The sequence below is a fragment of the Azoarcus sp. TTM-91 genome (assembly GCF_012911025.1).
In the GTDB taxonomy this organism is placed as follows: domain Bacteria; phylum Pseudomonadota; class Gammaproteobacteria; order Burkholderiales; family Rhodocyclaceae; genus Azoarcus.
In genome coordinates this window covers 1-20455 of the sequence record NZ_WUEI01000043.1, presented here as the reverse complement: position 1 = coordinate 20455, position 20455 = coordinate 1, and the positions used below count along the sequence as shown (strand labels likewise).

Sequence of the window (20455 nt, the reverse complement as noted above, 5' to 3'; positions counted from 1 at the left end):
GCCGCGCGCATGGGTGGAAAAGCCGCTTCATACCGCCTCCCCTTCGCGCAGGTCGGCCGGCAGTGCCAGCCGCTCCAGCAGGCAAACGTAGGCGTAGGCGGCGGTGGACACCACGCAGGCCAGCAGCACCGTCGCCCACAGGCGATCCACCTGCAGGCCGAACATCGCGTTCAGCATCACCACGCCCAGGCCGGACTCGGCGCCGGTCCACTCGCCCACCAGCGCGCCCAGCAGCGCGAAGGGAGCGGTGATTTTCATGCCCATGAACAGGTAGGGCAGCGCCCCCGGCAAGGCCAGCAGGCGGAAGCGCTGCAGCGGCGTCGCCGCCAGCACGGTGAACAGCTCGGCGGCGGTGGCGCGGCGGGTGTTGAGGCCCTGCACGAAGGCGATCAGCAGCGGGAAGAAGCACACCACCGCGGTAATCGCCACCCGGGTGGACAAGGACAGCCCCAGCCAGATGATGAGCGCCGGCGCGATGGCGATGATGGGAATGCTGTTGAACACCGCGCCCACCGTCAGCACGGTGCCCTCCAGCGACTTGTACAGATAGGCCAGCGAGCCCAGCGCCAGCGCCACCGCCAGGGCCAGCAGATAGCCCCAGGCGGCGGCGAACAGCGTCGGCGCCAGTTCGGCCAGCAGGCCGGCGTACTCCGCCGCCAACAGTCGCAGCACCGCGCTGGGCCGCGCCACCGTCAGCGGCAGCCAGCCCAGCCGCGCCGCCGCCTCCCAGCCGGCCAGCGCCGCCAGCAGCACCAGCGCCGGCGGCAGCCAGCGTGCGAGGGCGAGGCCGGCGCCCCGACCGGGTCTGCGCATCTCAAGCATCCTGCAGCATCTCCACCATGTCGCCGAACAGGCTCTTGCGCGCCCGCTCCACCAGGGCGACGAAGTCCGGCTCGCCGATCTGCGACAGCCGGCGCGGGCGCGGCAGGTCCACCTTGATCTCATCGACGATGCGGCCCGGCCGCGCCGCCATCACGAAGATGCGGTCGGCCATCAGCACCGCCTCCTCGATGGAGTGGGTCACCATCAGCGCGGTGGTGCGCGACTCCGCCCAGATGCGCAACAGCTCCAGGTTCATGCGGAAGCGCATGATCTCGTCCAGCGCACCGAAGGGTTCGTCCAGCAGCAGCATCTGCGGCGAAGTCACCAGCGCGCGGGCGATGGCGCAGCGCTGCTGCATGCCGCCGGAAAGCTGGGAGGGCCGCGCATGCTCGAAACCGGCCAGCCCCACCAGTTCCACCAGCGCCTGGATGGCCGCCGGGTCCACCGCGCGGCGCCCGCCCACCACCTCCAGCGGCAGGCGGATGTTCTCGCTCACCGTGCGCCAGGGCAGCAGCGTCGCGTCCTGGAACACGAAGCCGATGTGGTGCGCCAGCCGCGCCTTGCGCGGCGCCTCGCCGGCCACCGAGATATGTCCGCTGGTGGGCGACACGATGTCCGCCACCATGCGCAGCAGCGTGGACTTGCCGCAGCCGGAGGGGCCGATCAGGGCGCCGAACTCGCCGGGGGCGAGGTCCAGGCTCACCGAGTCGAGCGCGGTCACGCTGCGGCCGTCGATGTCGAAGGTCTTGCTGATGTTGTCTATTGCCAGGGCGGCCATCGTCGCGTCCGTGAAATCGTGGAAGGACGCGCCGGGCGCGCCTCGTCGGGATCAAGACTAACCAATGGCCGGCGCCTGGGGAGATGCCATTTCCGCGCCGCGGCGGGGCCGGTTTGGCTACGCCCACGGCCATGCGCCCGGCGGCGCCGTGGCGCTGCCTGCCGCCTGGTGGCGCCGCCGGCGAAGGCGGACATTGACCACCGCCGCCCTTGCCTAGAGAATGAGAACCATTATTGATTAAGTTTTACCTGCGCCGCCGGCAAACCTGCCGCTGCGGCGGGTTCTCCTGGAGCCTGCAGTGACCGACGCCTGCGCCCCGTCCGACGACATCGCCGACCTGTACCGCGGCCACTATGGCTGGCTGCACGCCATGCTCAGGCGCAAGCTGGGCTGCCGCCACCATGCGGCAGACGTCGCCCAGGACACCTTCCTGCGCCTGCTCGGCCAGCGGCGGCTGGACCTCGGCCAGCCGCGGGCGCTGCTCACCCACATCGCCCGCGGCATCATGGTGGACCACTGGCGCCGGCAGGAAGTGGAGCGCGCCTACCTGGAGACCATCGCCCACCTGCCGGAACCGGAAGCGCCCTCGCCGGAGAGCCGCCTGCTCATCCTCGAAGCCCTGTACCGCATCGAGGCCATGCTGCGCAGCATGCCGGCGCGCACCCGCGACATCTTCCTGCTCTCCCAGCTCGACGGCCTGGGCTACGCCGAGATCGCCAGCCGCATGGACGTCTCCCTGGCCACGGTGAAACGCCACATGCGCAGCGGCTTCATCGCCTGCCTGAAAGCCCTGTGAGTGCCCGCGCAGCCGTGGCCAGCGAGATCAGCGACGCCCTGCTGGAAGAAGCCGCCGACTGGCTGGTGCGCCTGCACGCCGGCGAAGACAGCCCGGCGCTGCGCCGCGAACTCGAACGCTGGCGCGGCCAGAGCCCGGCGCACGCCGCCGCCTGGCAGCAGGCGGAAATCGTGCTGGGCAGCTTCCGCCAGGTGCCGGGGCAGATCGGCCGCCGCACCCTGGACGGCCTACCGCGCCACGGCCGCCGCAGCGCCCTGCGCAGCCTCGGCCTGCTCGCCCTGGCCGCGCCCGCCGGCTGGCTGCTGTGGCGCCATCAGCCGTGGAACGCCTGGCAGGCCGACCTGCGCACCGCCACCGGCGAACAGCGCAGCCTGCAACTGGCCGACGGCACCCTACTCACCCTGGCCAGCGCCAGCGCGGTGGACATCCGCTACACCGAACATGAACGCCAGCTGCACCTCATCGAAGGCGAGGTGATGATCGCCACCGCGCCGGACAAGCAGCCCCGGTCGCGACCCTTCGTCGTTCTCACCGCCCAGGGCCGGCTGCAGCCGCTGGGCACCCGCTTCTCGGTACGCCAGTTCGACCACGCCACCGAGCTGGCGGTATACGAAGGCGCAGTGCGCATCCACACCCGCGCCGGTGTCGAGCGCACCGTGCCCGCAGGCGAGCGCACCCGCTTCGGCGAGGACGCCATCGCCGCCAGCCTCCCGGCGGCCGCCGGCGACGCCCTGTGGGCGGACGGCATGCTGGTCGCCCGCGACATGCGCCTGGCCGACTGGGTGGCCGAGGTCGGCCGCTACCGCCCCGGCGTGCTGCGCTGCGACCCGGCGGTGGCCGAGCTGCGCGTCTCCGGCGCCTTCCCGCTGCGGGACACCGAGGCCAGCCTGGAACTACTGCTCAAGACCCGCCCGCTAGCGGCCCGCCGAATCACCCGCTACTGGATCAGCCTGGAGGCTCCGCCGGAAGGCGGATGACAGCCGCGGAGCGGTCCGCATGCGCGCGTTCGCGCCGCCCGGCATCGCGCCAGCGCCCGCCGCCCAGGGTTCCAGGCCCCTAACCTCGAGGCCCGGTCGCAAGCCGCTGACACTTTTTTCCCGCTCATGCGGTGTACCGGATGAAAACGCCAGAACAAGGCGCCCGACTCATCCGGCCCATCCCTTCGAAAGGAAAGCACCGCATGCCGCACCGCACCGCCTCCAGCCAGCGCACCCTCGCCCGCCGCCCCCTCGCCCTCGCCCTCCGGCTGATGCTGGGCGGACTCGCCGCCGCGCTGGCGCCGCAAGCCCTGGCCGCCGAACCGGCCGCCGCCGCCCGCAGCTACCAGATCGCCGCCGGCCCGCTGGGCGACGTGCTCGCCCAGTTCGCCGCGCAAACCGGCGTGCGCCTGTCCTTCGACCCCGCCCTGGTCGCCGGCTTGCGCAGCCCCGGCCTGCAGGGCAGCTACGGCGTGGGCGAAGGCTTTGCCCGCCTACTTTCAGGCAGCGGCTACGAGCTGGCCGACCTCGGCGGCGGCACCTACACCCTGCGCAAGGCGCCGCCTCCGCCGGGCCGCGAGACCACGCTGGCGCCGGTCACCGTCACCGCGTCCGCCGGCGCGGGCACGGAAACCGCGCTCGGCCCGGTCAAGGGCTACATCGCCACCCGCAGCATCACCGCCAGCAAGTCCGACATCCCGCTGATCGAGACGCCGCAGTCGGTCTCCATCGTCACCGCCGAGCAGATCGAGGTGCAGAACGCGGAATCCCTCGCCCAGGCGCTGCGCTACACCTCGGGCGTGCATCCGCTGGGCGGCGACAACACCACCAGCGACGGCATGGTGATCCGCGGCTTCAACGTCACCGGCTCGGCGCCGATGTACCTCAACGGCACCAAGCTCTCACGCAACACCTTCTCCGGCGTGTCCGAGCCCTACGCCATGGAGCGCATCGAACTGCTGAAAGGGCCAGCCTCGGTGCTGTACGGCAACGCCGCGCCCGGCGGCATCATCAACATGGTGAGCAAGCTGCCGCAGGCCGAAACCCAGCGCGAGCTGAAGCTGCAGCTGGGCGACTACGACCGCCAGCAGATCGCCGGCGACTTCACCGGCGCGCTGAACGAGGACGGCAGCCTCACCTACCGCCTCACCGGCCTGGTCCGCCGCAGCGACACCTCGGTGGACCACGTCCCCGACGACCGCAACTTCGGCGCCGCCGCGCTGCGCTGGCAGCCCGGCGCCGACACCTCCTTCACCCTGTTCGCCAACTACCAGGAGAACGACACCGTCTACAACTATGGCCTGCCGGCCTCCGGCACCGTCAGCCATAACGTCAACGGCCGCATCCCGCGCGACCGCTTCGTCGGCGAGCCCGGCTTCAACAAGTTCGAGACCGAGAACAGCACCGTCGGCTACCTCTTCAGCCACCGCTTCAACGAGCAGCTGAGCTTCCGCCAGAACCTGCTCTACTTCACCTCCAGAAGCGACTACCGCGACATCTGGCTCGACTCGCTCGCCGCCACCGACAGCAGCGTCTTCCGCGGCGCCTACACCCGCAACGACAAGAACCGCTCCTGGACGGTGGACAACCAGCTCGAAGGCCGCTTCCAGACCGGCGCGGTGGCCCACACGGTGCTCGTCGGCATCGACTACTCCGAGTCGGAATTCAAGCGCCTGCAATACGGTGGCAGCGCCGCGCCGCTCGATCTCTACAACCCGGTCTACGGCAGCCCGGTCACCCTGGACGCCACGCCCCAGAGCCACTTCCGCGAGAACACCCGCCAGCTCGGCATCTATGCGCAGGACCACATGAAGATCGCCGAGCGCTGGGTGGTGATGCTGGGCGGGCGCCATGACAAGGTCTACGGCCGCTCCAAGGACTACCTCAGCGGCAGCTCCGCCACCGACTACGACGACGACGCCACCACCGGCCGCGCCGGCCTGGTTTACCTGTTCGACAACGGCTTCGCCCCCTACCTCAGCTACGCCGAATCCTTCGAGCCCGCCAGCGGCCGGGATGCGGGCGGCCGTGCCTTCAAGCCCACCGAAGGCAAGCAATACGAACTCGGCCTGCGCTACCAGCCGGCCGGCCAGGCCCTGTCGGTCACCGCCTCCGCCTACCAACTCACCCAGACCAACGTCACCACCAACGACCTCAACAACCCGGGCGAGTACATCCAGGAGGGCGAAGTCGAATCCCAGGGCTTCGAGGTCGAACTGCGCGCCCATTTCACCGAACGGCTCAGCGTGATCGCCGCCTACGGCTACGTCGACAACAAGGTGACCAAGAGCGACTCCGGCACCAAGGGCAACCGCAGCGCCAGCGTCCCCATGCACACCGCCTCGGTGTGGGCCGACTACCAGCTCACCCCGGCGCTGAAGCTGGGCGGCGGCCTGCGCTACTACGGCGAAAGCTACGACGGCGCCAACACCAACAAGGCCTCCGATTTCACCGTGGCCGACGCCATGCTCAGCTACCAGTTCACCCCGCAATGGCAGCTGTCGCTCAACATCAACAACCTGTTCGACGAGCGCTACGCGACCTGCTCCTACGCCTGCTTCTACGGCGCCTCGCGCTCGGCGGTGGCAACGGCGACTTATCGCTGGTAAGCCAGCAGCAAGCCGTCACGGGAAAGGCCCGTCAGCACCACGGACCAGGTGGCGCTGGCGGGCCTCTCTTCATCGTCCACAGCTCCGGCTCGGCCAGGTCCCGCCTTATCACCCAGATGAAGCCTCTCACTGGGCAGGTTTTGCCAAAAATTGCCAAGACGCCTAGGATGAAGAAATGAGCACAATGAACATTTCCCTACCCGAAACGCTCAAGACCTTCGTCGACGAGCAGGTCAGCCAGCGCGGCTACGGCACCAGCAGCGAGTATGTGCGCGAACTGATCCGCAAGGATCAGGACAGACAGCGGCTGCGCGGCCTGCTGCTGGCAGGGGCGGCCTCGGAACCGGGTAGCGCCGTCGATGGTGACTACTTCGAGTCACTGCGTGCCCGCGTGCGCGGCACGGGGGGATGAAAGCCAGGCCGGTCGTTCCACGCGCGCTTGCCAGGCAGGACGTCGATGAAGCGCTGGACTACTACCTGAGCGAGGGCGCGGCGCAGGCGGCGCTCGGTTTCATCGACGCAATGGAGCAGGCCTATACCCATATCGGCCGGCATCCAGCGGCCGGTTCAACCCGACATGCCCACGAGCTTGAACTGCCCGGCCTGCGTAGCTGGCCGTTGAAGCGCTATCCGCACATCGTGTTCTACATCGAACATGGCGACCACATCGACGTCTGGCGGGTGCTGCATGCGGCGCGGGATCTCCCCGCGTGGCTGCGGGGAGACGCCGATACGGCGGAGTGAGCCGCTCAGCACCGCTCCATCACGATCTCCTGCGCTCCTTCCCACAGGCACTTCAGCCCCAGCGCGCGCAGGTTCTCCTTGCCTTCGACGATGGTCAGGAAGTGGTTGCCCGCCAGCTGCCCCAGCTTGCTGGAGAAGGAGCAGGCGCCGTAGGCCAGGATGATCTCGGTTTCGCTGTAGCCGCCGGGGTACCACAGGATGTCGCCCACCGAGGGGTGGCTGGTGTGGTTCTCGAAGCCGACGCCGAGCTGGAAGTCGCCCAGCGGCACCCAGCAGCCTTCGCCGCTCCAGCGCACGTGGATGAGCTTCTGGCGGTAGGGCAGCAGCTTGTCGAAGGCGGCGACGGTGAGCGGTGCGTCCGGGTGGGTTTCGGCAACGAAGTCGAAACCGCCGGCGTGGATGGCGATGCGGCTCATGCGCCTGCTCCTGCGGTGGCGACGGGCGGGGCAAACCACTTTTCCACCACCGGCGGCGTCCACGCCGCCATGGCGTCGATCAGCGCGTCCGGGTCGGCGTCCAGCAGCACCATGTCGCAATGCTCCTGGCGCAGGAACTGGGCCTGGGCCATGTGCTGCAGCAGGGCGCGCAGCGGGTCGAAGAAGCTGCTGACGTTGAGGCCGGCGCAGGGTTTGGCCTGGTCGCCGAGCTGGGTCAGGGTGGCGGCCTCGAACAGTTCTTCCAGCGTACCCAGGCCGCCCGGCAGGGCGATGAAGCCATCCGCCAGCTCGGCCATGCGCGCCTTGCGCACACGCATGTCGGCCACTACCTCGTGGGCGCTCAGCTGGGGGTGCAGGTGGCCCTTGGCGGCGAGGCGTTCGGTGATGACGCCGTGGGCCTCGCCGCCGGCGGCGAGCACCGCGTCGGCAAGCACGCCCATCAGGCCCTTGTGGGTGCCGCCGTAGACCAGGCGGATGCCGCGCGCCGCCAGGCAGCGGCCGAGCGCGGCGGCAGCTTCGGCGTAGGCCGGCGAGTTGCCGAAGTTCGAGCCGCAGAACACGGCGATGCTGTTCAACCCCATCCTTCCTCCTTCTGCTGCGCGTAGAGCGCGACGACCTCCGCCGGGGTGGCGTCCGCCGGGACGCCCGGCGGGGTGGCGAGTATCGCGCTTGTGGCCTTGTCGGTGTTGCGCGGCCGCGGCGCCGGCATGCACTGCACCGGCTTGATGGAGCGGCCCCAGCCGGCGGCTTCTTCCACCAGCTTGCCTTCGCGCATGACGAAGCGGCCGCGCACCAGGGTGTGCACCGGCGTGCCCTGCACCGGCCGGCCGTTCCACGGCGACAGCTTGGCGACGGTGTGCAGCTGGCGGTTGGAGAGCACGCCGCAGCGGCCGAGATCGACCAGGGCGATATCCGCATCCGCGCCGACCTCGATGGTGCCCTTGCGCCCGTACAGGCCCCAGGCCTTGGCCGGGGCGACCGCGCTCCAGCGCACGTAGTCCATGAGGCTGGCGCGGCCCTTGTTCACTTCGGAGAGCATCAGCGTCATCTGCGTTTCCACGCCGGGGAAGCCGCAGTCGCAGCTCCAGATGTCGGCGCCGGTCTTCTCTTCCGGCGCGTGCGGGGCGTGGTCGGTGGCGATCATGTCCACCGTGCCGTCCAGCAGCGCGTCCCACAGCGGCTGGTTGTGGCGCGGCTCGCGGATGGGTGGGTTCAGCCGCAGCACGCCGCCCAGGCGCAGCATGTCGTCGGTGTTGAGCAGCAGGTACTGGGGACAGGTTTCCACCGTGATGTCCACGCCGCGGCGCTTGGCCTCGCGCACCAGCCACAGGGCGTCGGCCGAGCTCTTGTGGGCGATGTGCACCCGCGCGCCAGTCCATTCGGCGAAGTGGATGATGCGGCTCACCGCTTCGATCTCGCACACCTCCGGCCGCGCCGCCAGGTGGGCCAGCGCGTCGTGGCGGCCGGCTTCCTGCATGCGCTGGCCGCGGCGCGCCATGATGGAGGAGTTCTCCGCGTGCACCACGGTGCGGTAGCCCAGCGGCGCGAGGATTTCGAAGGCCTCCAGCAGGGCGCCGTCGGTGGGCGCCGGCAGGTTGCCGAAGGTGTTGCCGACGAAGGCCTTGAAGCTGGTGGCGCCGTGCTCGATGAGTTCTTCCAGCCGCTCCACGGTGTCGTCACCCAGCAGCGCATGGATGCCGAAATCCACGTAGGAGGATTCCGCCGCCTTCAGCTTCATCCGCAGCGCTTCCACCGTGCCGGTGGCCGGCTTGGTGTTGGGCATGTCGAACACGGTGGTGACGCCGCCGCAGGCCGCCGCGGCCGAGCCGGTTTTCCAGGTTTCCTTGTGCGGATAGCCGGGGTCGCGGAAATGGACGTGGCTGTCGATGGCGCCGGGCAGCAAGTGCAGGCCGTCGGCGCGGAATTCCTCGCGGCCGGCGGGCATCAGGTCGTCATGGCCGACGGCGACGATCTGGCCGCCGTCTATCGCCACCGAGGCCGCCACCACGCGCTCCGGCGACACGACAAGGCCGCCGCGGATGACGAGATCTACCGTTGCCATGCGCGCGCCTCCCGAACGTTTACGGCCGCCGTCATACGATCACCCCGCCATCGACCACCAGCTCCTGGCCGGTGATGTTGCGGCCGCCATCGCCGGCGAGGAAGCGCACCATCTCCACCACGTCCGCGGTTTCGCTGGGGCGGCGCAGCACCGCGCCCATCTCGGTGATGTAGCGGTCGATGGAGGTCTGCACGTCCACGCCTTCGTCCTCGGCGCGCTTTTCCCAGCCGGCGCGCATGCGGTCCACCGCGATCGGGCCGGGGGCGATGTAGTTCACGGTGACGCCGTAGCGCCCCACTTCCAGCGCCGCGCTGCGGGTGAGGCCGCGCAGCGCCCACTTGGAGGCGGAGTAACTGGAGCGGCCGGCGCGGCCGCGCATGCCGTGGTTGCCGCCGATGTTGATGACGCGGCCACGGCCCAGCTTGCACATCACCGGCAGCAGGTGGCTCATGGTGAGGAAGGGGCCGCGCAGATTGGTCGCCATCACCGCGTCGAAGTCGTTCACTGCCAGCTCGCCCACCGGCACGCCCACCGGGCCGGGAATGCCGGCCACGTTCACCAGCAGGTCGACACGGTCGCCGGACCACTTCAGGAAGGTCTTCATGCTGGCGGCCACCGCTTCCTCGTCCTGCAGGTCGCACACCAGGGTGCAGGCGGCGCTGCCGAGCTGCTTCACCCGCTCGGCCACCTCCTTCAGCGCCTCGGCGCGGCGCCCGAGCAGGGCGACGTGGTAGCCATCCACCGCCAGCGCCAGCGCCAGGTCGGCGCCGGTGCCGCTGCTGGCGCCGGTCACCAGGGCGATCTGGCCGCCGCCGTTCATGCCGCCGAATACGATGTCATCCATTTCAGGCCACCTTTTCGAAGTAACGGGAACTGACCTGCGCCTGGCTCTTGTAGATCGAGATGCCGGCCTCGGCCGGGAAGGGCAGCTTGATGGGGTTGGGTTCGCAGCGCGCGGCGCTGGTCTCCGGCCCGGCGACGATGCGGCTGTTGTATTCCGCCCAGTCCACTTGATAGAACAGCGGGAAGGCATCCGAGGCGGCGTATTCCAGGAACAGGATGCGGCGCGGCTGGCCGGAGCGGTTGGCGCCAGAGCCGTGGATGGTCATCGGATGGTGGAAGGACACCGTGCCCGCCGGGCCGGTGAGGGCCTGCGCCTGCGTCAGGTCGAGGCCGTCGCGCACCACGTCCACCGCGCCGACGAAGTTGTTGCGCTCGTTGTGGTGCTCCAGCAGCGGGCCGAGGTGGCTGCCCGGCAGCACCTGCATGGCGCCGTTCTCCAGGCTCACGTCGTCCAGCAGCACCGAGGCCACGCAGGTGGACATATTGGTGTGCGGGGCGAAGGCCCAGTCCTGGTGCCACTCCAGCGGCGAGCCGACGCGCGCCGCCTTCATGTTCATCTTGGAGTGGGACAGGCGCACGCCCTGCCCGCACACCGCCTGGATGAAGCCGAGGATGCCGGGATGGCGGGCGAGGTCGAAGAAGTAGGGATGCACCCGGTGCGGCTTCTTGATGCGCTGGATCTGCGGCGCTTCCGGCGTGGAGCCGTCCTCGAAGTCGAAGACGGCGTCATCCTCGGTCTTGCCGATGGCGCCGGCGCTCACCTCGTCGGTGATGGCGCGCAGGGTCTGCAGCTCCCCGGCGCTGAGCAGGTTGGGCACGACCACATAGCCGTCCCGTTGGTAGTGCTGCAGCAAACTGTTCATGTCCATGGATTACTCCTGTTGCCCGCCGGGGCGCTGCGCCGTGGCTGGCGCGGCCGCCGGTTCTTCGTCGGGGTGTGCGGTGGGATGTACGGGGGTGGGAAGGGAAAGCGCCGGCGCATGGCCCGGCCCCCAGCCCGCCGGCGCGCCGACGACGTCGGCGATGGGCAGGTCGGTGACCAGCATGTGCGCCTTGTAATGGGTGATGCACAGCGGCAGCGCCGCCCGCAGCGCGGCGAGCTGGGCGGTGGCGCCGCAGGGCCAGAACACCGGCAGCTCGTCCGCCCGCAGCGAGGTGAGGCCGTGGCCGCCGTAGGGCCGGGCGAGGTCGCTTATGCCGATGGCCGCCGGCATGCCGAGGTGGATGGGCGCGCCGTGGAACTGCGGGTGGCGTGCGGAGACGATGGTGGCGCGGATGGCGTCGGCGGCGGTGAGCGCCCGCATGGACACCACCAGCGGGCCGCCGAAGCGGCCCGCTGGCACCGTTTCGATGTCGGTCACATACATCGCCGACACATTGCCTTCGTCCAGGTGGCGCAGGCGCACGCCCTCCACCTGCAGCACGCGCTCGAAGGAGAAGGAGCAGCCGATGGCGAAGGCGACGAAATCGTCGCGCCACAGTTCGCGAATGTCGGCCGGCGTGGCCACCAGCTTGCCGTCGCGGAACACCATGTAGCCGCCGACGTCGCGGCGCAGGTCGAGGTCGGCCGCCAGCTGCGGCATGCCGACTTCGCCCGGCCGGCTGCGCGCCAGCAGCGGCAGCGCGGCGGCGTTGCGCCGGCAGTAGGCCTCGAAGGCGTCCGCATGTTCGGCCGGCAGGATCATCAGGTTGGCCTGCACATGGTTGCGTGCCACCAGGTTGGTGAAGCCGCGGAACTCGCCCTTGCGGATGGCGCGGCGCAGCGCCGCCGGGTCGTCCATGCCGGCGGCGGGCGGCAGCGGCCCGCGCATGAAGGAATCGCCGGGGATCATGGCAGCACGAACTCCACGGTGACGGTGAATTCATGCTTACCCTCGCCCGCCCACAGCTCCGCCGGCATCGCCGGGTAGCTGCCGCCGCGCACGATGGCGAGCGCCTGCTTGTCCAGGATGCGCGAGCTGGAGCCCTTCTCCACTTCGGCGTCGACCAGCTTGCCGCCGCGGTCCAGCGTGAAGCGCACCACCACCGCGCCTTCCGGCCGCTGCCGGCGGGCCTCGCCGGAGGTCGGGTACTCGGTGATGCCGCGGATGTAGCCGCGCAGGCGGGCAACGTAGCCGGCCTCCAGGCTGGCGGTGCTGGGCCGGGGCGGCTGCGGCGCGGCCTGCGGCTGCGGCGGTGGCTGCACCGGCTGCGGTGGCGGAGGCGGCGGCGCCGGTTGTGGCGGCAGCGGAATCGCAGGCTCCGGCAGCGCGGGCGGCGGCGCCTTGGGCGGCGGCGGTTTCGGTGTCGGCTTGGGCGGCAGCGGTTTCGGCTCCGGCGGCTTGGGCGGCGGTGGAGGCGGAGGTTCGGGTGCCGGCGGCGGCGGTTCTTCCAGCGCCACGCTGATGCTCACCTCTTCCGGCGGCGGCGGTGTCACCGCGCGCGTCACCGGCGGCAGCGCCAGCAGCACCGCGGCGACGGCGCCGGTGAGCAGCAGTGCTGCGCCGTTGAAGTAGCGTTCTATCGGGTCGCGCGCCATGCTCACCTGGCCTTGGCGATGATGGATGCCGCCGGAATGCCGGCTTCCTTGAGCAGGTCGAGCGCGTCCACCAGCTTCTGCAGGTTGGCGCCGCCGTCGCCGGCGATGATCACCGCCGGCTTGTCGTCGCTGGCCGCCATCGCGCGCAGCCTGCCGACCAGCGCGCTGGCCTCGATGGCCTCGCCTTCCAGGTAGTAGTGGCCCTCGGCGTCGATGGTGAGGGTGAGGCGCTTGGGCTCCTTGATGCGCTCGGTCTGCGCCGACTGCGGCAGATCGACCTTGAGGCCCAGGGCCGGCAGCACGTTGGTGCTGATGAGGACGAAGAAGGCGAGCAGGAACATCATCACGTCGATCATCGGGATGATCTCGATGCGCGCCTGACGCTGCTTGCGTTGGGGGAAGACTCTCATGCTGGTATCCCGTTCCGTGTTGCGCGGAACGTGACCGGCGGCGTCGGCAGCCCGCCGCCGGTCACGCGCCCGTCATGCCGTGGTCTCGAGCAGGAAGCCCTTGAAGTCCTCGGTGATGCATTCGCCGATGCGGTGCAGGATGTTGTGGCCGATGAGGCCATACACCGCGGTGCCGATGCCGATGGCGGTGGCGAACAGCGCCGAGCCGATGCCGCGGCTGACCGCGCCCGGATCGGACACCCCGCCGGCGGCGAGCGCGTTGAAGGTGTCCATGATGCCGAGGATGGTGCCGAGCAGGCCCAGCAGCGGCGCGGCGGTGACGATGGTGTCCAGGATCCACAGGCCGCGGTTGATGCCGCCATCCACCCGCAGGAAGAGCGCCGCCGACAGATCCTCGATGCGGCTGCGCGGCACCTCGCCGCCGCGCTGGGCGGCGACGTATTCCTCCATCGAGCGCGTCAGCACGTCCTTGCCGGCGGGCAGCTCCGGCAGCGGGCGGGAGGCATCCTTCGCCACCGCCGCCTCGATGGCGCGGGCGATCTTGCGCCGGCTGCTGCCGAGGTAGCCGTAGTAGAACAGGCGCTCGATGATGACGAAGGTGAGGATGGCCACGCACACGTAGAGCAGGTCTATGGTGATGGCGTGCAGCAGATCCTGGTCGATTGCGAAACTCATCTCAGAACCCCGTGGCGAAGGTGAGGACGGCGGTGAAGCTGTTGCCCACCAGGTAGCTGGGCGCGGTGCCGCCCACGGTGGCGCCGCCGACGCTGGTGGTGGCATTGGCGTTGAAGGTGGGGCTATACACGCCGGAGAGGTAGCGCTTGTCGAACAGGTTGAGCAGGTTCAGGCGCACTTCCGGCCGCTTCAGGAAACCGGCGCTGTGGAAGCGGTAGCCCAGGGTGGCATCCACCGTGGTGTAGCTGGGAATCTTCTGGTCGTTCATGAAGGTGGCGTACTGGGAGCCGACGTACTTCACCGCCAGGTTGGCGAACTCCACGCCAGTGTCGTAATCCACCGCCGCCGCCGCTTGCCATTTCGGGCTGCGCACCGCGTTCTTGCCCTTGGTCGGCAGCACGTTCCCGCCGGTCTCCAGGTCGCTGAGGATCTCGGTGTCCATGTACTCGGCGGAGAAGTAGGGCCGCAGGTTGTTCCAGGGCTTCAGGCCCATCTCGAAGTCGATGCCGGTGGCGCGCTGCTTGCCGCCGTTGATGGGCTGCGACAGGCAGGCCGGATCGCACACCGAGGCGGAGATCTGGCGGTTCTTGAACTGGTAGTTGAACAGCGAGGTGGAGAGGTTGAGCAGCGAGCCGTGGTAGCGGTAGCCGACCTCGAAGGCGGTGGATTCCTCGGAGGGCTGGTCCGGGTTGGCGCGGGTGGCCAGCGCACCGGAGCTGGCGTTGTAACGCGGATACAAGGCCCCTGCGGCGAGCACGCGGTAGCCCTTGCCGGCACTGGCATAGACCTGGTGGCCGTCGCCGAACTGGTAGCGCACCGCCAGGGTGGGCAGGGTGGCATCCCGGTTGGCTTCGGTGTCGCCGACGTCGTTCGGCACCTTGTTCACGCCCTCGCGGGTCACCAGCAGGCGCTTCACGCCGACGTCCAGCTTCAGGCGGTCGTCGAGGAAGCTGATGGTGTCGCCGACGAACAGCGCCTTGAAGCGGTCGCGGGTGTCCTGGTACCACTGGTAGATCTTGTGGCCGTCGGCGGTGCGCACGTAGTGGGACTCGCCCTTGTAGTCGCTGGGCGTGCCGTCGGCGTCCATGGTGCTGTAGGGGCGGTACAGCTCGTCGCGGGAGTACTGGTACCAGATGCCGGCGACCAGCTGGTGGTTGTTCCAGGTGTAGTCGCCCTTCACCGTGATGCCGTAGCGCTTGTTGTCCTCGAAGATGGGCGCATACACCAGCACGCTGGTATCGGTGGTGGTGCCGTTGCCGTTGAGGTCCACCGCCTGGCTCTGGTTGCCGTAGGCCACCGAGCCCTCGTTGGCGAACACCGTGGCCGCGCCGGAGGCGCCGTAACCGTAGAAGAAGTAGGGGGTGACGCTGAGGCGGAAATCATCCGACAGCACGAACTCGCTGGGCGCGGAGATCAGCAGGTTCTCCCACGGGTTGCGCATCTGCTTGTAATAGCTGGTGCGGGTGCCGGTAGTGCTGGTGTCGTAATGGTCCAGGTAGTTGGTCTGGTCGCCTTCTAGACCATCGGCCTTCCACTGCGTCAGCGTCGGGTTCTTGTACACGTCCCGCAGCATCTTGGTGTAGGTCATGGCGAGCTTGGTCTTGCTGCCACCACCCCAGTCCTTCACCAGCGCGGCGGCGAAGTGGTCCTTCTGGTCACGGCCGGGGCCGCGGAAGTGGTCGGCCTCGGCGTGCGAGTAGGAGAAGAAGGCGCGCATGCCGCTGTCGCCCATTTCGCCGGTCTCGTAGCGGAAGAAGCCGCGCTTGAAGTTGTTGGTGCCGACGGAGAAATCCACCAGGCCGCCGCGTTCCTTCTCCGGGTTGTGCAGGAAGAGATCGACCACGCCGCCGGTGGCGGTGACGTTGGGCGAGGCGAGGTCGGCGGTGCCCTGGTTCAGCGTCACCACGTCGGTGTTCTCGGTGTCTATCCACTGGCCGGGGAACACCGACCAGTTGGAGGCGACGTTGAGCGGCATGCCTTCGAAGTTGAAGCCCATCTGGCCGCCTTCCAGGCCGCGCACCGAGATCAGGCCCTGGTTGAGGCCGTAGGCGTCGCCGGCGGCGGCGTTGGCGCCGGGCGAGAGCTTCATGATCTGGAACACGTCGGCCGACGGCTGCTGCTTCTGGATGAAGTCGCGGGTGACGGAGCTCTTGGCCTTGGGCACGTCTTCTTCCACCATCAGGCCGCCGGCCACCTCCTTGCGGGTGACGCCGGTGGCGGTGGGGGCGTCGAGATCATCGGCGGTGCCGCCGCTGGCGCCTCCGGTGGCACCGACGCGGCCGATGTCGGTGGTCTGCGCCAGGGCGGCGGTGGGCAGCACCGCGCCGGCAAGCAGACAGCTGATTAGCACTCGATTCTTCATCCTGGACTCCATGAGCAAGATGGCAATGAACGGGGGTCGGGGGTGCGGCACCGGCTTCGGGAAGGGCTGGCCGGTCGTCCGTCGAAGGGCAGATTAGCGGCGATGGGGTGCGCGCACGGGTGCTCTTTTTGCGCTGCGGCATGACCGAAAGGTCTACGCGAAAACGCTTTGCAAACAAGGAATAGCAGCACCACTCCAGCCCGGGGAAAGGCGAGCGCCGGCAGCCCGCGCTTCCCTTGCGGAAGGCGGGCGGCGATGCGTTCGGCATCATTCGGAAAGCGCCTGGCGGACGTTCTCCGCCAGCGCGGCGCCAGGCGCGGGCCGGCCTCAGTCAGTGGCCATGGCAGCCCGCCTTGTAGTAGTCCTCCACGCCGGCCCGCAGGCGGCCGATGCGGCCTTCGTCCGGCGGTGCCAGCGCGCGTGCGGCGCGCGCCAGCGCGGTGAGTTCGGCCTCCAGCGCCGGCAGGTCCACCCCGCAGGCGCGGCCGCCGACCGCCACCGCGCGGCCGCCGATGTAGAGGGCGGCGATGTCTTCGGCGCGCATGCGCGTCAGCATCAGCGCCAGCCACTGGTCGCGGCCGGGGGCGAGGCTGTCGCGGCTGAAGCGGCGGCTATCCAGCAGCAGCAGGTCGGCCGGCGCGCCGGCGGCGATGCGGCCGCCGCCATCGTCGCCGAGCACGCTGCGGCGGCCATCGACGCAGGCGGCGGCGAACAGCGTGCCGGCGTCGAAATCCGGTTCGCTGGCGCTGCCGCGGTTGAGCTGGCGCAGCAGGCGCATCTCGCGCAGCAGGTCGTCGTCGTCGTCCAGGCTCATGCCGTCCATGCCGATGCCGAAGCGCAGGCCGCTGGCGCGAAAGGCGTGCACCGGGGCAACGCCGGAACGCAGCCGCAGGTTGGAAGACGCATTGGCGGCGACGATGACGCCGCGCTCGGCCAGCAGCTCGCACTCGGCCGGCGTCAGCCACACCGCGTGGGCGACGGTGAGGCGCGGGCTGAGCAGGCCGATGGCGTCCAGGTGGGCGATCAGCCCGTCCGCATAGTGGGCGTCCGCCCACTCGCGCTGGTAACGGGTTTCCAGCAGGTGCATGTGCACCCGGCGGCCGCTGTCGGCGGAGCCGCGGGCGATGGCAGCCAAGGTGGCGTCGTCCACCCACTGCGGCCCCACCGGGCAGTACTGGAGCTGGAAGCCCTCGTGCTCGAAGGCGGCGGCCTGCTCCATCAGCGCCAGGTTCTCCGCCAGGCTGCGGCCGCCGGCGCGCATGGCGCGCAGGGCCTCGTGGTCGCGGGGCGGCACGCGCCGCAGCAGGTGGTCCAGTTCGCCATACACCACCGCGTTGCGGCCGGCGAAAGGCAGGGCGAAGGCGATGCGCAGGCCGACGTCGGCGGCGGCCTTGGCCACGCCCTGCGCCTCCTGCAGCAGGCGGTCGCCGCGCTGGGTGTTGTGGCAGTGGTTGGCGATGCCGGCGCCGCCTTCCACCATGCGGCCGAAGGCCACCACGGCGCGCAGCCAGGGATCGACCAGCGGCTCGCGGGCAAGGCCGGCCAGCCAGGTTTCCAGCGCCTCGTCATGGGCGCCGAAGGCGGCGCTGCGCAGGCCGCGGCCGTGGTCGTGGGCGTTGGCCGGCGCCGGCAGGGCGATCAGCGGCTGCACCCCGGATGCGTCCTCGGGCAAGTCATTACCCAGCGGCGTCAGCGCGGCGATGCGGCCATTCTCCAGCCGTATCTCCGCCGGGCCGTCGAGGCGGCCGCTGGCGGGGTCGGCCAGCACCGCCGCCACCCGCAATACGGTGGCCGGCGCGCTGCCGGCCGCGGCCCGGGCGGCGCGGCTCACAGCATGGCCCAACCGCCATCCACCGGCAGGTCTACGCCGGTGATCTGGCGCGACACGTCGGAGGCGAGGAAGAGGCAGGCGGCGGCCACGTCCTCGTCCTCGCTGATGCGGCGCAGGGCGTAGTCGGCGGCATGGCGGGCCACCGCCTGTTCTTCGCTGAGGCCCTCGCGCTTCATCATCTCGGGGATGACCTTGGTGCGGAAGCGCTCGCCATCCACCATGCCGGGCGCCACCATGTTCACGTTCACATTGAAGGGGCCGGCCTCCAGCGCCGCCGACTTGGTAGCGCCACGCAGCCCCCACTTCGAGGTGGAGTAGGCCATGCGGCCGGCGCGCCCACGCATGCCGAAGGTGCCGCCGACGTTCACGATCTTGCCGTAGCGCTGCTCCACCATGCCGGGCAGCACCGCATGCATGGTGTTGAAGCAGCCGGTGAGGTTGAGCTCGACGATCTGGTCGAACTCGGCCCGGCTGGTGGTCCAGGCGGTGCGCCCCAGCGGGCCGGTGCCGCCGGCCACGTTCACCAGGATGTCGATGCGGCCGTAGGTTTCGATGGCGGCGGCCGCCAGCGCCTCGGTCTCGCTGCTGCGGGTGACGTCGCACTGCACCTGCAGCACCTGGGCGCCGAGGGCGCGCGCCTGCGCCGCCACCTCGTCCACCGCCGCCATGTCGCGGCCCGCCAGTACCAGGCGGCAGCCCTCGCGGGCGAAGGCCAGGGTGATGGCCGCGCCCATGCCCTTGGCCGGGCCGGTGATCACCGCGACCTTGTTGCCGAGTTTCAAATCCATCCGCTGCGCTCCGTGGGGTGCCGGCACGCTGTCGCGCACCGGTCGTTCTCCGAATGGCACCAAAGTTGCAGTGCACCGTCCAGGCCGGCAAGGCGGCGTTCCCCCCAAGGACCCGCGCGCTTCGAGACCGACCGCCACAAAACGATACGTGACTGGCTTGCGCGGGGATGTGCCAAAACCGCATCCCCTCGTTGCCCTTTTAGAAACTGCGCGCGTTCCCCCAAGGACAGCGCGCGGTTTCCCAGCCCCAGGAGAATGAATTGGCCTTCAGGAACATGCGCGTCTGGCGCTATCTAGAAGAAGTGGTCAAGGCGGGATCGGTGCGGCACGCGGCGGAGCGCCTGTACGTCACCCCGTCCGCACTGTTGCGGCGCATCCAGGACATCGAGTTCGACCTCGGTACGCCGCTGTTCGAGCGCAATGCCTCCGGCGTGCAGCTCACCGCCGCCGGCGAGCTTTTCATCGGCTGGGTGCGCACCCAGAACGCCGAGCTGCAGCGGGTGTGCTCGCAGATCGAGGAGCTTTCCGGCCTGCGCCGCGGCGAGATCCGCATCCACGTCAGCCAGGCCGCCGCGCGCAGCCTGCTGCTGGAAGAAATCAACCGCTTCCGCGCCCAGCACCCGCTGGTGAAGTTCAAGGTCACCGTCTCCGACCATGACACCGCGATGCGGGCGATGACCCAGTACGAGACCGACCTCATCCTCGTCTTCCGCCCGGTGCACGCCGCCGAGCTGCAGCCGCTGATGTCCATCGGCCAGGGCATGGTGGCGGTGATGGCGCACGACCATCCGCTGGCGGAAAAGGCGGTGCTGCGGCTGCGCGAATGCCTGCAGTACGACATCGCCCTGCCGGACACCAGCTTCTCCGGCCGCCAGGTGATAGACGAAGTGCTGTCGCGCGGCACCGCGCGGGTGAACCCGGTGATGGAGGCCAACTCCTTCGAGCTGCTGTCCGACTTCGTGCGCCACAGCAACGCGCTGACCTTCCAGATCGACATCGGCGCCCGCCTGTGGCGCGACGACCCCACGCTGGCGGTGCGCCCGCTGGACAACGTCGATTCCGCCCACGGCCCACTGGTGCTGGGCCAGTTGCGTGGCCGCAACCTGCCGGTGGCCGCGGCCAAGTTCGCCGAACAACTGGCCCGCCGCCTGGACGACATGCGCAGCCTGCCGCTGGCCGGCGGCGACGGCGAAGCCCCCCGCGGCAAGCCCGATGCGGGGGACGACGACGCCGGCGACGCCCCCGTCCCGCTGCTGCGTACCGCCTGAGCGCCCCATCCACTTAGGTGGCACACCACTCTGGTGCGGGAATGTTGCAAGCGCACCCCGACGGGGCGGAAAACACCTGGCAGCCAGCATGCCATCCGGTTGAAACGGCCAACAGGCAGCGAAACGCAGCGCTTTTTTCGCACGCCGGTGTAGCCCAAAAGGCCACGCCCGCCACGCGGGTGCTCCTCTAGCATCCCCGCCGGAAATACGTCGCAGCCGGAGGTCCCCCCGCCTCCAGGGCTGCGGTGGCTGCGGTGGCTGCGGTGGCTGCGGTGGCTGCGGTGGCTGCGGTGGCTGCGGTGGCTGCGGTGGCTGCGGTGGCTGCGGTGGCTGCGGGCAGCAGGGTATCTGACCCGGCGGGGCCCAATCCGCCCCACTGCGCGATCCCTCCCCTCGCGGATCGAAGTCGTCAGCGCAACCTGGATGAAAGGCCCGCCGGGCACGCGCGGTCTTTTCCCCCTCGCGCGGGAGGGCCGAAGAGTGGGGAGCGCCCCGCAGGGGCGGCTACCCGTCTGCGCTGCGAGCACCACCATCC

At 69.9% G+C, this 20455-nt stretch carries 20 protein-coding genes; 6 read left to right on the top strand and 14 right to left on the bottom strand.

Translation table 11 applies throughout. The features are described 5' to 3' along the window. Positions 1-27: 27 nt before the first annotated feature. Together GRF61_RS13175 and GRF61_RS13170 are read right to left on the bottom strand one after the other, a co-directional pair. Positions 28-813 (bottom strand): ABC transporter permease subunit, encoded by a 786-nt coding sequence (locus GRF61_RS13175; protein ID WP_169151101.1) that lies wholly within the window; start codon positions 811-813, stop codon positions 28-30. A gap of 1 nt (position 814) precedes the next feature. Next, complete coding sequence (locus tag GRF61_RS13170) at positions 815-1600, bottom strand: ABC transporter ATP-binding protein (RefSeq protein ID WP_133595031.1); 786 nt, start codon at positions 1598-1600, stop codon at positions 815-817. A 298-nt stretch (positions 1601-1898) separates the two neighbouring features. On the opposite strand from GRF61_RS13170, the gene GRF61_RS13165 reads away from it, so the two are divergent. From GRF61_RS13165 to GRF61_RS13145, 5 genes are all read left to right on the top strand, one after another. After that, on the top strand, positions 1899-2396 hold the full coding sequence (locus GRF61_RS13165) for a sigma-70 family RNA polymerase sigma factor (protein ID WP_348982392.1): 498 nt from the start codon (positions 1899-1901) through the stop codon (positions 2394-2396). After that, complete coding sequence (locus tag GRF61_RS25050; protein WP_211165938.1) at positions 2393-3373, top strand: FecR family protein; 981 nt, start codon at positions 2393-2395, stop codon at positions 3371-3373. Before GRF61_RS13165 ends, GRF61_RS25050 begins: the two co-directional genes overlap by 4 nt. Positions 3374-3576: 203 nt before the next feature. Then, the gene (locus tag GRF61_RS13155; RefSeq protein WP_169151100.1) at positions 3577-5982 is read left to right on the top strand and encodes a TonB-dependent siderophore receptor; all 2406 of its coding nucleotides are present in this window, start codon (positions 3577-3579) and stop codon (positions 5980-5982) included. Positions 5983-6166: 184 nt separating this feature from the next. Next, the gene (locus GRF61_RS13150; protein ID WP_248281227.1) at positions 6167-6394 is read left to right on the top strand and encodes a type II toxin-antitoxin system ParD family antitoxin; all 228 of its coding nucleotides are present in this window, start codon (positions 6167-6169) and stop codon (positions 6392-6394) included. Then, entirely contained in the window at positions 6391-6726 is a 336-nt protein-coding gene (locus GRF61_RS13145; RefSeq protein WP_169151098.1) for a type II toxin-antitoxin system RelE/ParE family toxin, read from the top strand. The genes GRF61_RS13150 and GRF61_RS13145 overlap by 4 nt, the downstream gene beginning before the upstream one ends. A 5-nt stretch (positions 6727-6731) precedes the next feature. On the opposite strand, the gene GRF61_RS13140 is transcribed toward GRF61_RS13145, so the two are convergent. The 12 genes from GRF61_RS13140 to GRF61_RS13085 all read right to left on the bottom strand — a co-directional run bounded on the left by GRF61_RS13140 (position 6732) and on the right by GRF61_RS13085 (position 18652). Then, complete coding sequence (locus GRF61_RS13140) at positions 6732-7142, bottom strand: DUF3830 family protein (protein ID WP_169151097.1); 411 nt, start codon at positions 7140-7142, stop codon at positions 6732-6734. Next, positions 7139-7744, bottom strand: coding sequence for a TIGR00730 family Rossman fold protein (locus GRF61_RS13135; protein ID WP_248281226.1), 606 nt, complete (start codon positions 7742-7744; stop codon positions 7139-7141). The genes GRF61_RS13140 and GRF61_RS13135 overlap by 4 nt, the downstream gene beginning before the upstream one ends. Beyond that, positions 7735-9225, bottom strand: a complete 1491-nt coding sequence (allB, locus tag GRF61_RS13130) for an allantoinase AllB (RefSeq protein WP_169151096.1) — start codon at positions 9223-9225, stop codon at positions 7735-7737. Before allB ends, GRF61_RS13135 begins: the two co-directional genes overlap by 10 nt. A gap of 31 nt (positions 9226-9256) precedes the next feature. Continuing rightward, complete coding sequence (locus GRF61_RS13125; RefSeq protein ID WP_211165937.1) at positions 9257-10069, bottom strand: SDR family NAD(P)-dependent oxidoreductase; 813 nt, start codon at positions 10067-10069, stop codon at positions 9257-9259. Between the two features lies 1 nt (position 10070). Continuing rightward, complete coding sequence (locus tag GRF61_RS13120) at positions 10071-10937, bottom strand: phytanoyl-CoA dioxygenase family protein (RefSeq protein ID WP_169151095.1); 867 nt, start codon at positions 10935-10937, stop codon at positions 10071-10073. A gap of 3 nt (positions 10938-10940) precedes the next feature. Beyond that, the gene (locus GRF61_RS13115; protein WP_248281225.1) at positions 10941-11900 is read right to left on the bottom strand and encodes a DUF1445 domain-containing protein; all 960 of its coding nucleotides are present in this window, start codon (positions 11898-11900) and stop codon (positions 10941-10943) included. Next, positions 11897-12586, bottom strand: coding sequence for an energy transducer TonB (locus GRF61_RS13110; RefSeq protein ID WP_169151094.1), 690 nt, complete (start codon positions 12584-12586; stop codon positions 11897-11899). Before GRF61_RS13110 ends, GRF61_RS13115 begins: the two co-directional genes overlap by 4 nt. A gap of 2 nt (positions 12587-12588) precedes the next feature. Beyond that, complete coding sequence (locus GRF61_RS13105; protein WP_169151093.1) at positions 12589-12996, bottom strand: biopolymer transporter ExbD; 408 nt, start codon at positions 12994-12996, stop codon at positions 12589-12591. A 72-nt stretch (positions 12997-13068) separates the two neighbouring features. After that, positions 13069-13671 carry a MotA/TolQ/ExbB proton channel family protein gene (locus GRF61_RS13100; protein ID WP_169151092.1) on the bottom strand — a complete coding sequence of 201 codons (603 nt, stop codon included), beginning with the start codon at positions 13669-13671 and terminating at the stop codon, positions 13069-13071. 1 nt (position 13672) lies between these two features. Further along, a complete protein-coding gene (locus GRF61_RS13095) occupies positions 13673-16033 on the bottom strand; it encodes a TonB-dependent receptor (protein WP_169151091.1) in 2361 nt (786 codons plus the stop codon). Between the two features lie 331 nt (positions 16034-16364). Next, positions 16365-17864, bottom strand: coding sequence for an amidohydrolase family protein (locus GRF61_RS13090; protein WP_169151090.1), 1500 nt, complete (start codon positions 17862-17864; stop codon positions 16365-16367). After that, positions 17861-18652, bottom strand: coding sequence for an SDR family NAD(P)-dependent oxidoreductase (locus GRF61_RS13085; RefSeq protein ID WP_169151089.1), 792 nt, complete (start codon positions 18650-18652; stop codon positions 17861-17863). The genes GRF61_RS13090 and GRF61_RS13085 overlap by 4 nt, the downstream gene beginning before the upstream one ends. A gap of 260 nt (positions 18653-18912) precedes the next feature. Here GRF61_RS13085 and GRF61_RS13080 point away from each other — a divergent pair, with 260 nt between their 5' ends. Further along, positions 18913-19920: a LysR family transcriptional regulator gene (locus tag GRF61_RS13080; protein WP_211165936.1), complete on the top strand. Its 1008-nt coding sequence runs from the start codon at positions 18913-18915 to the stop codon at positions 19918-19920. Positions 19921-20455: the final 535 nt, after the last annotated feature.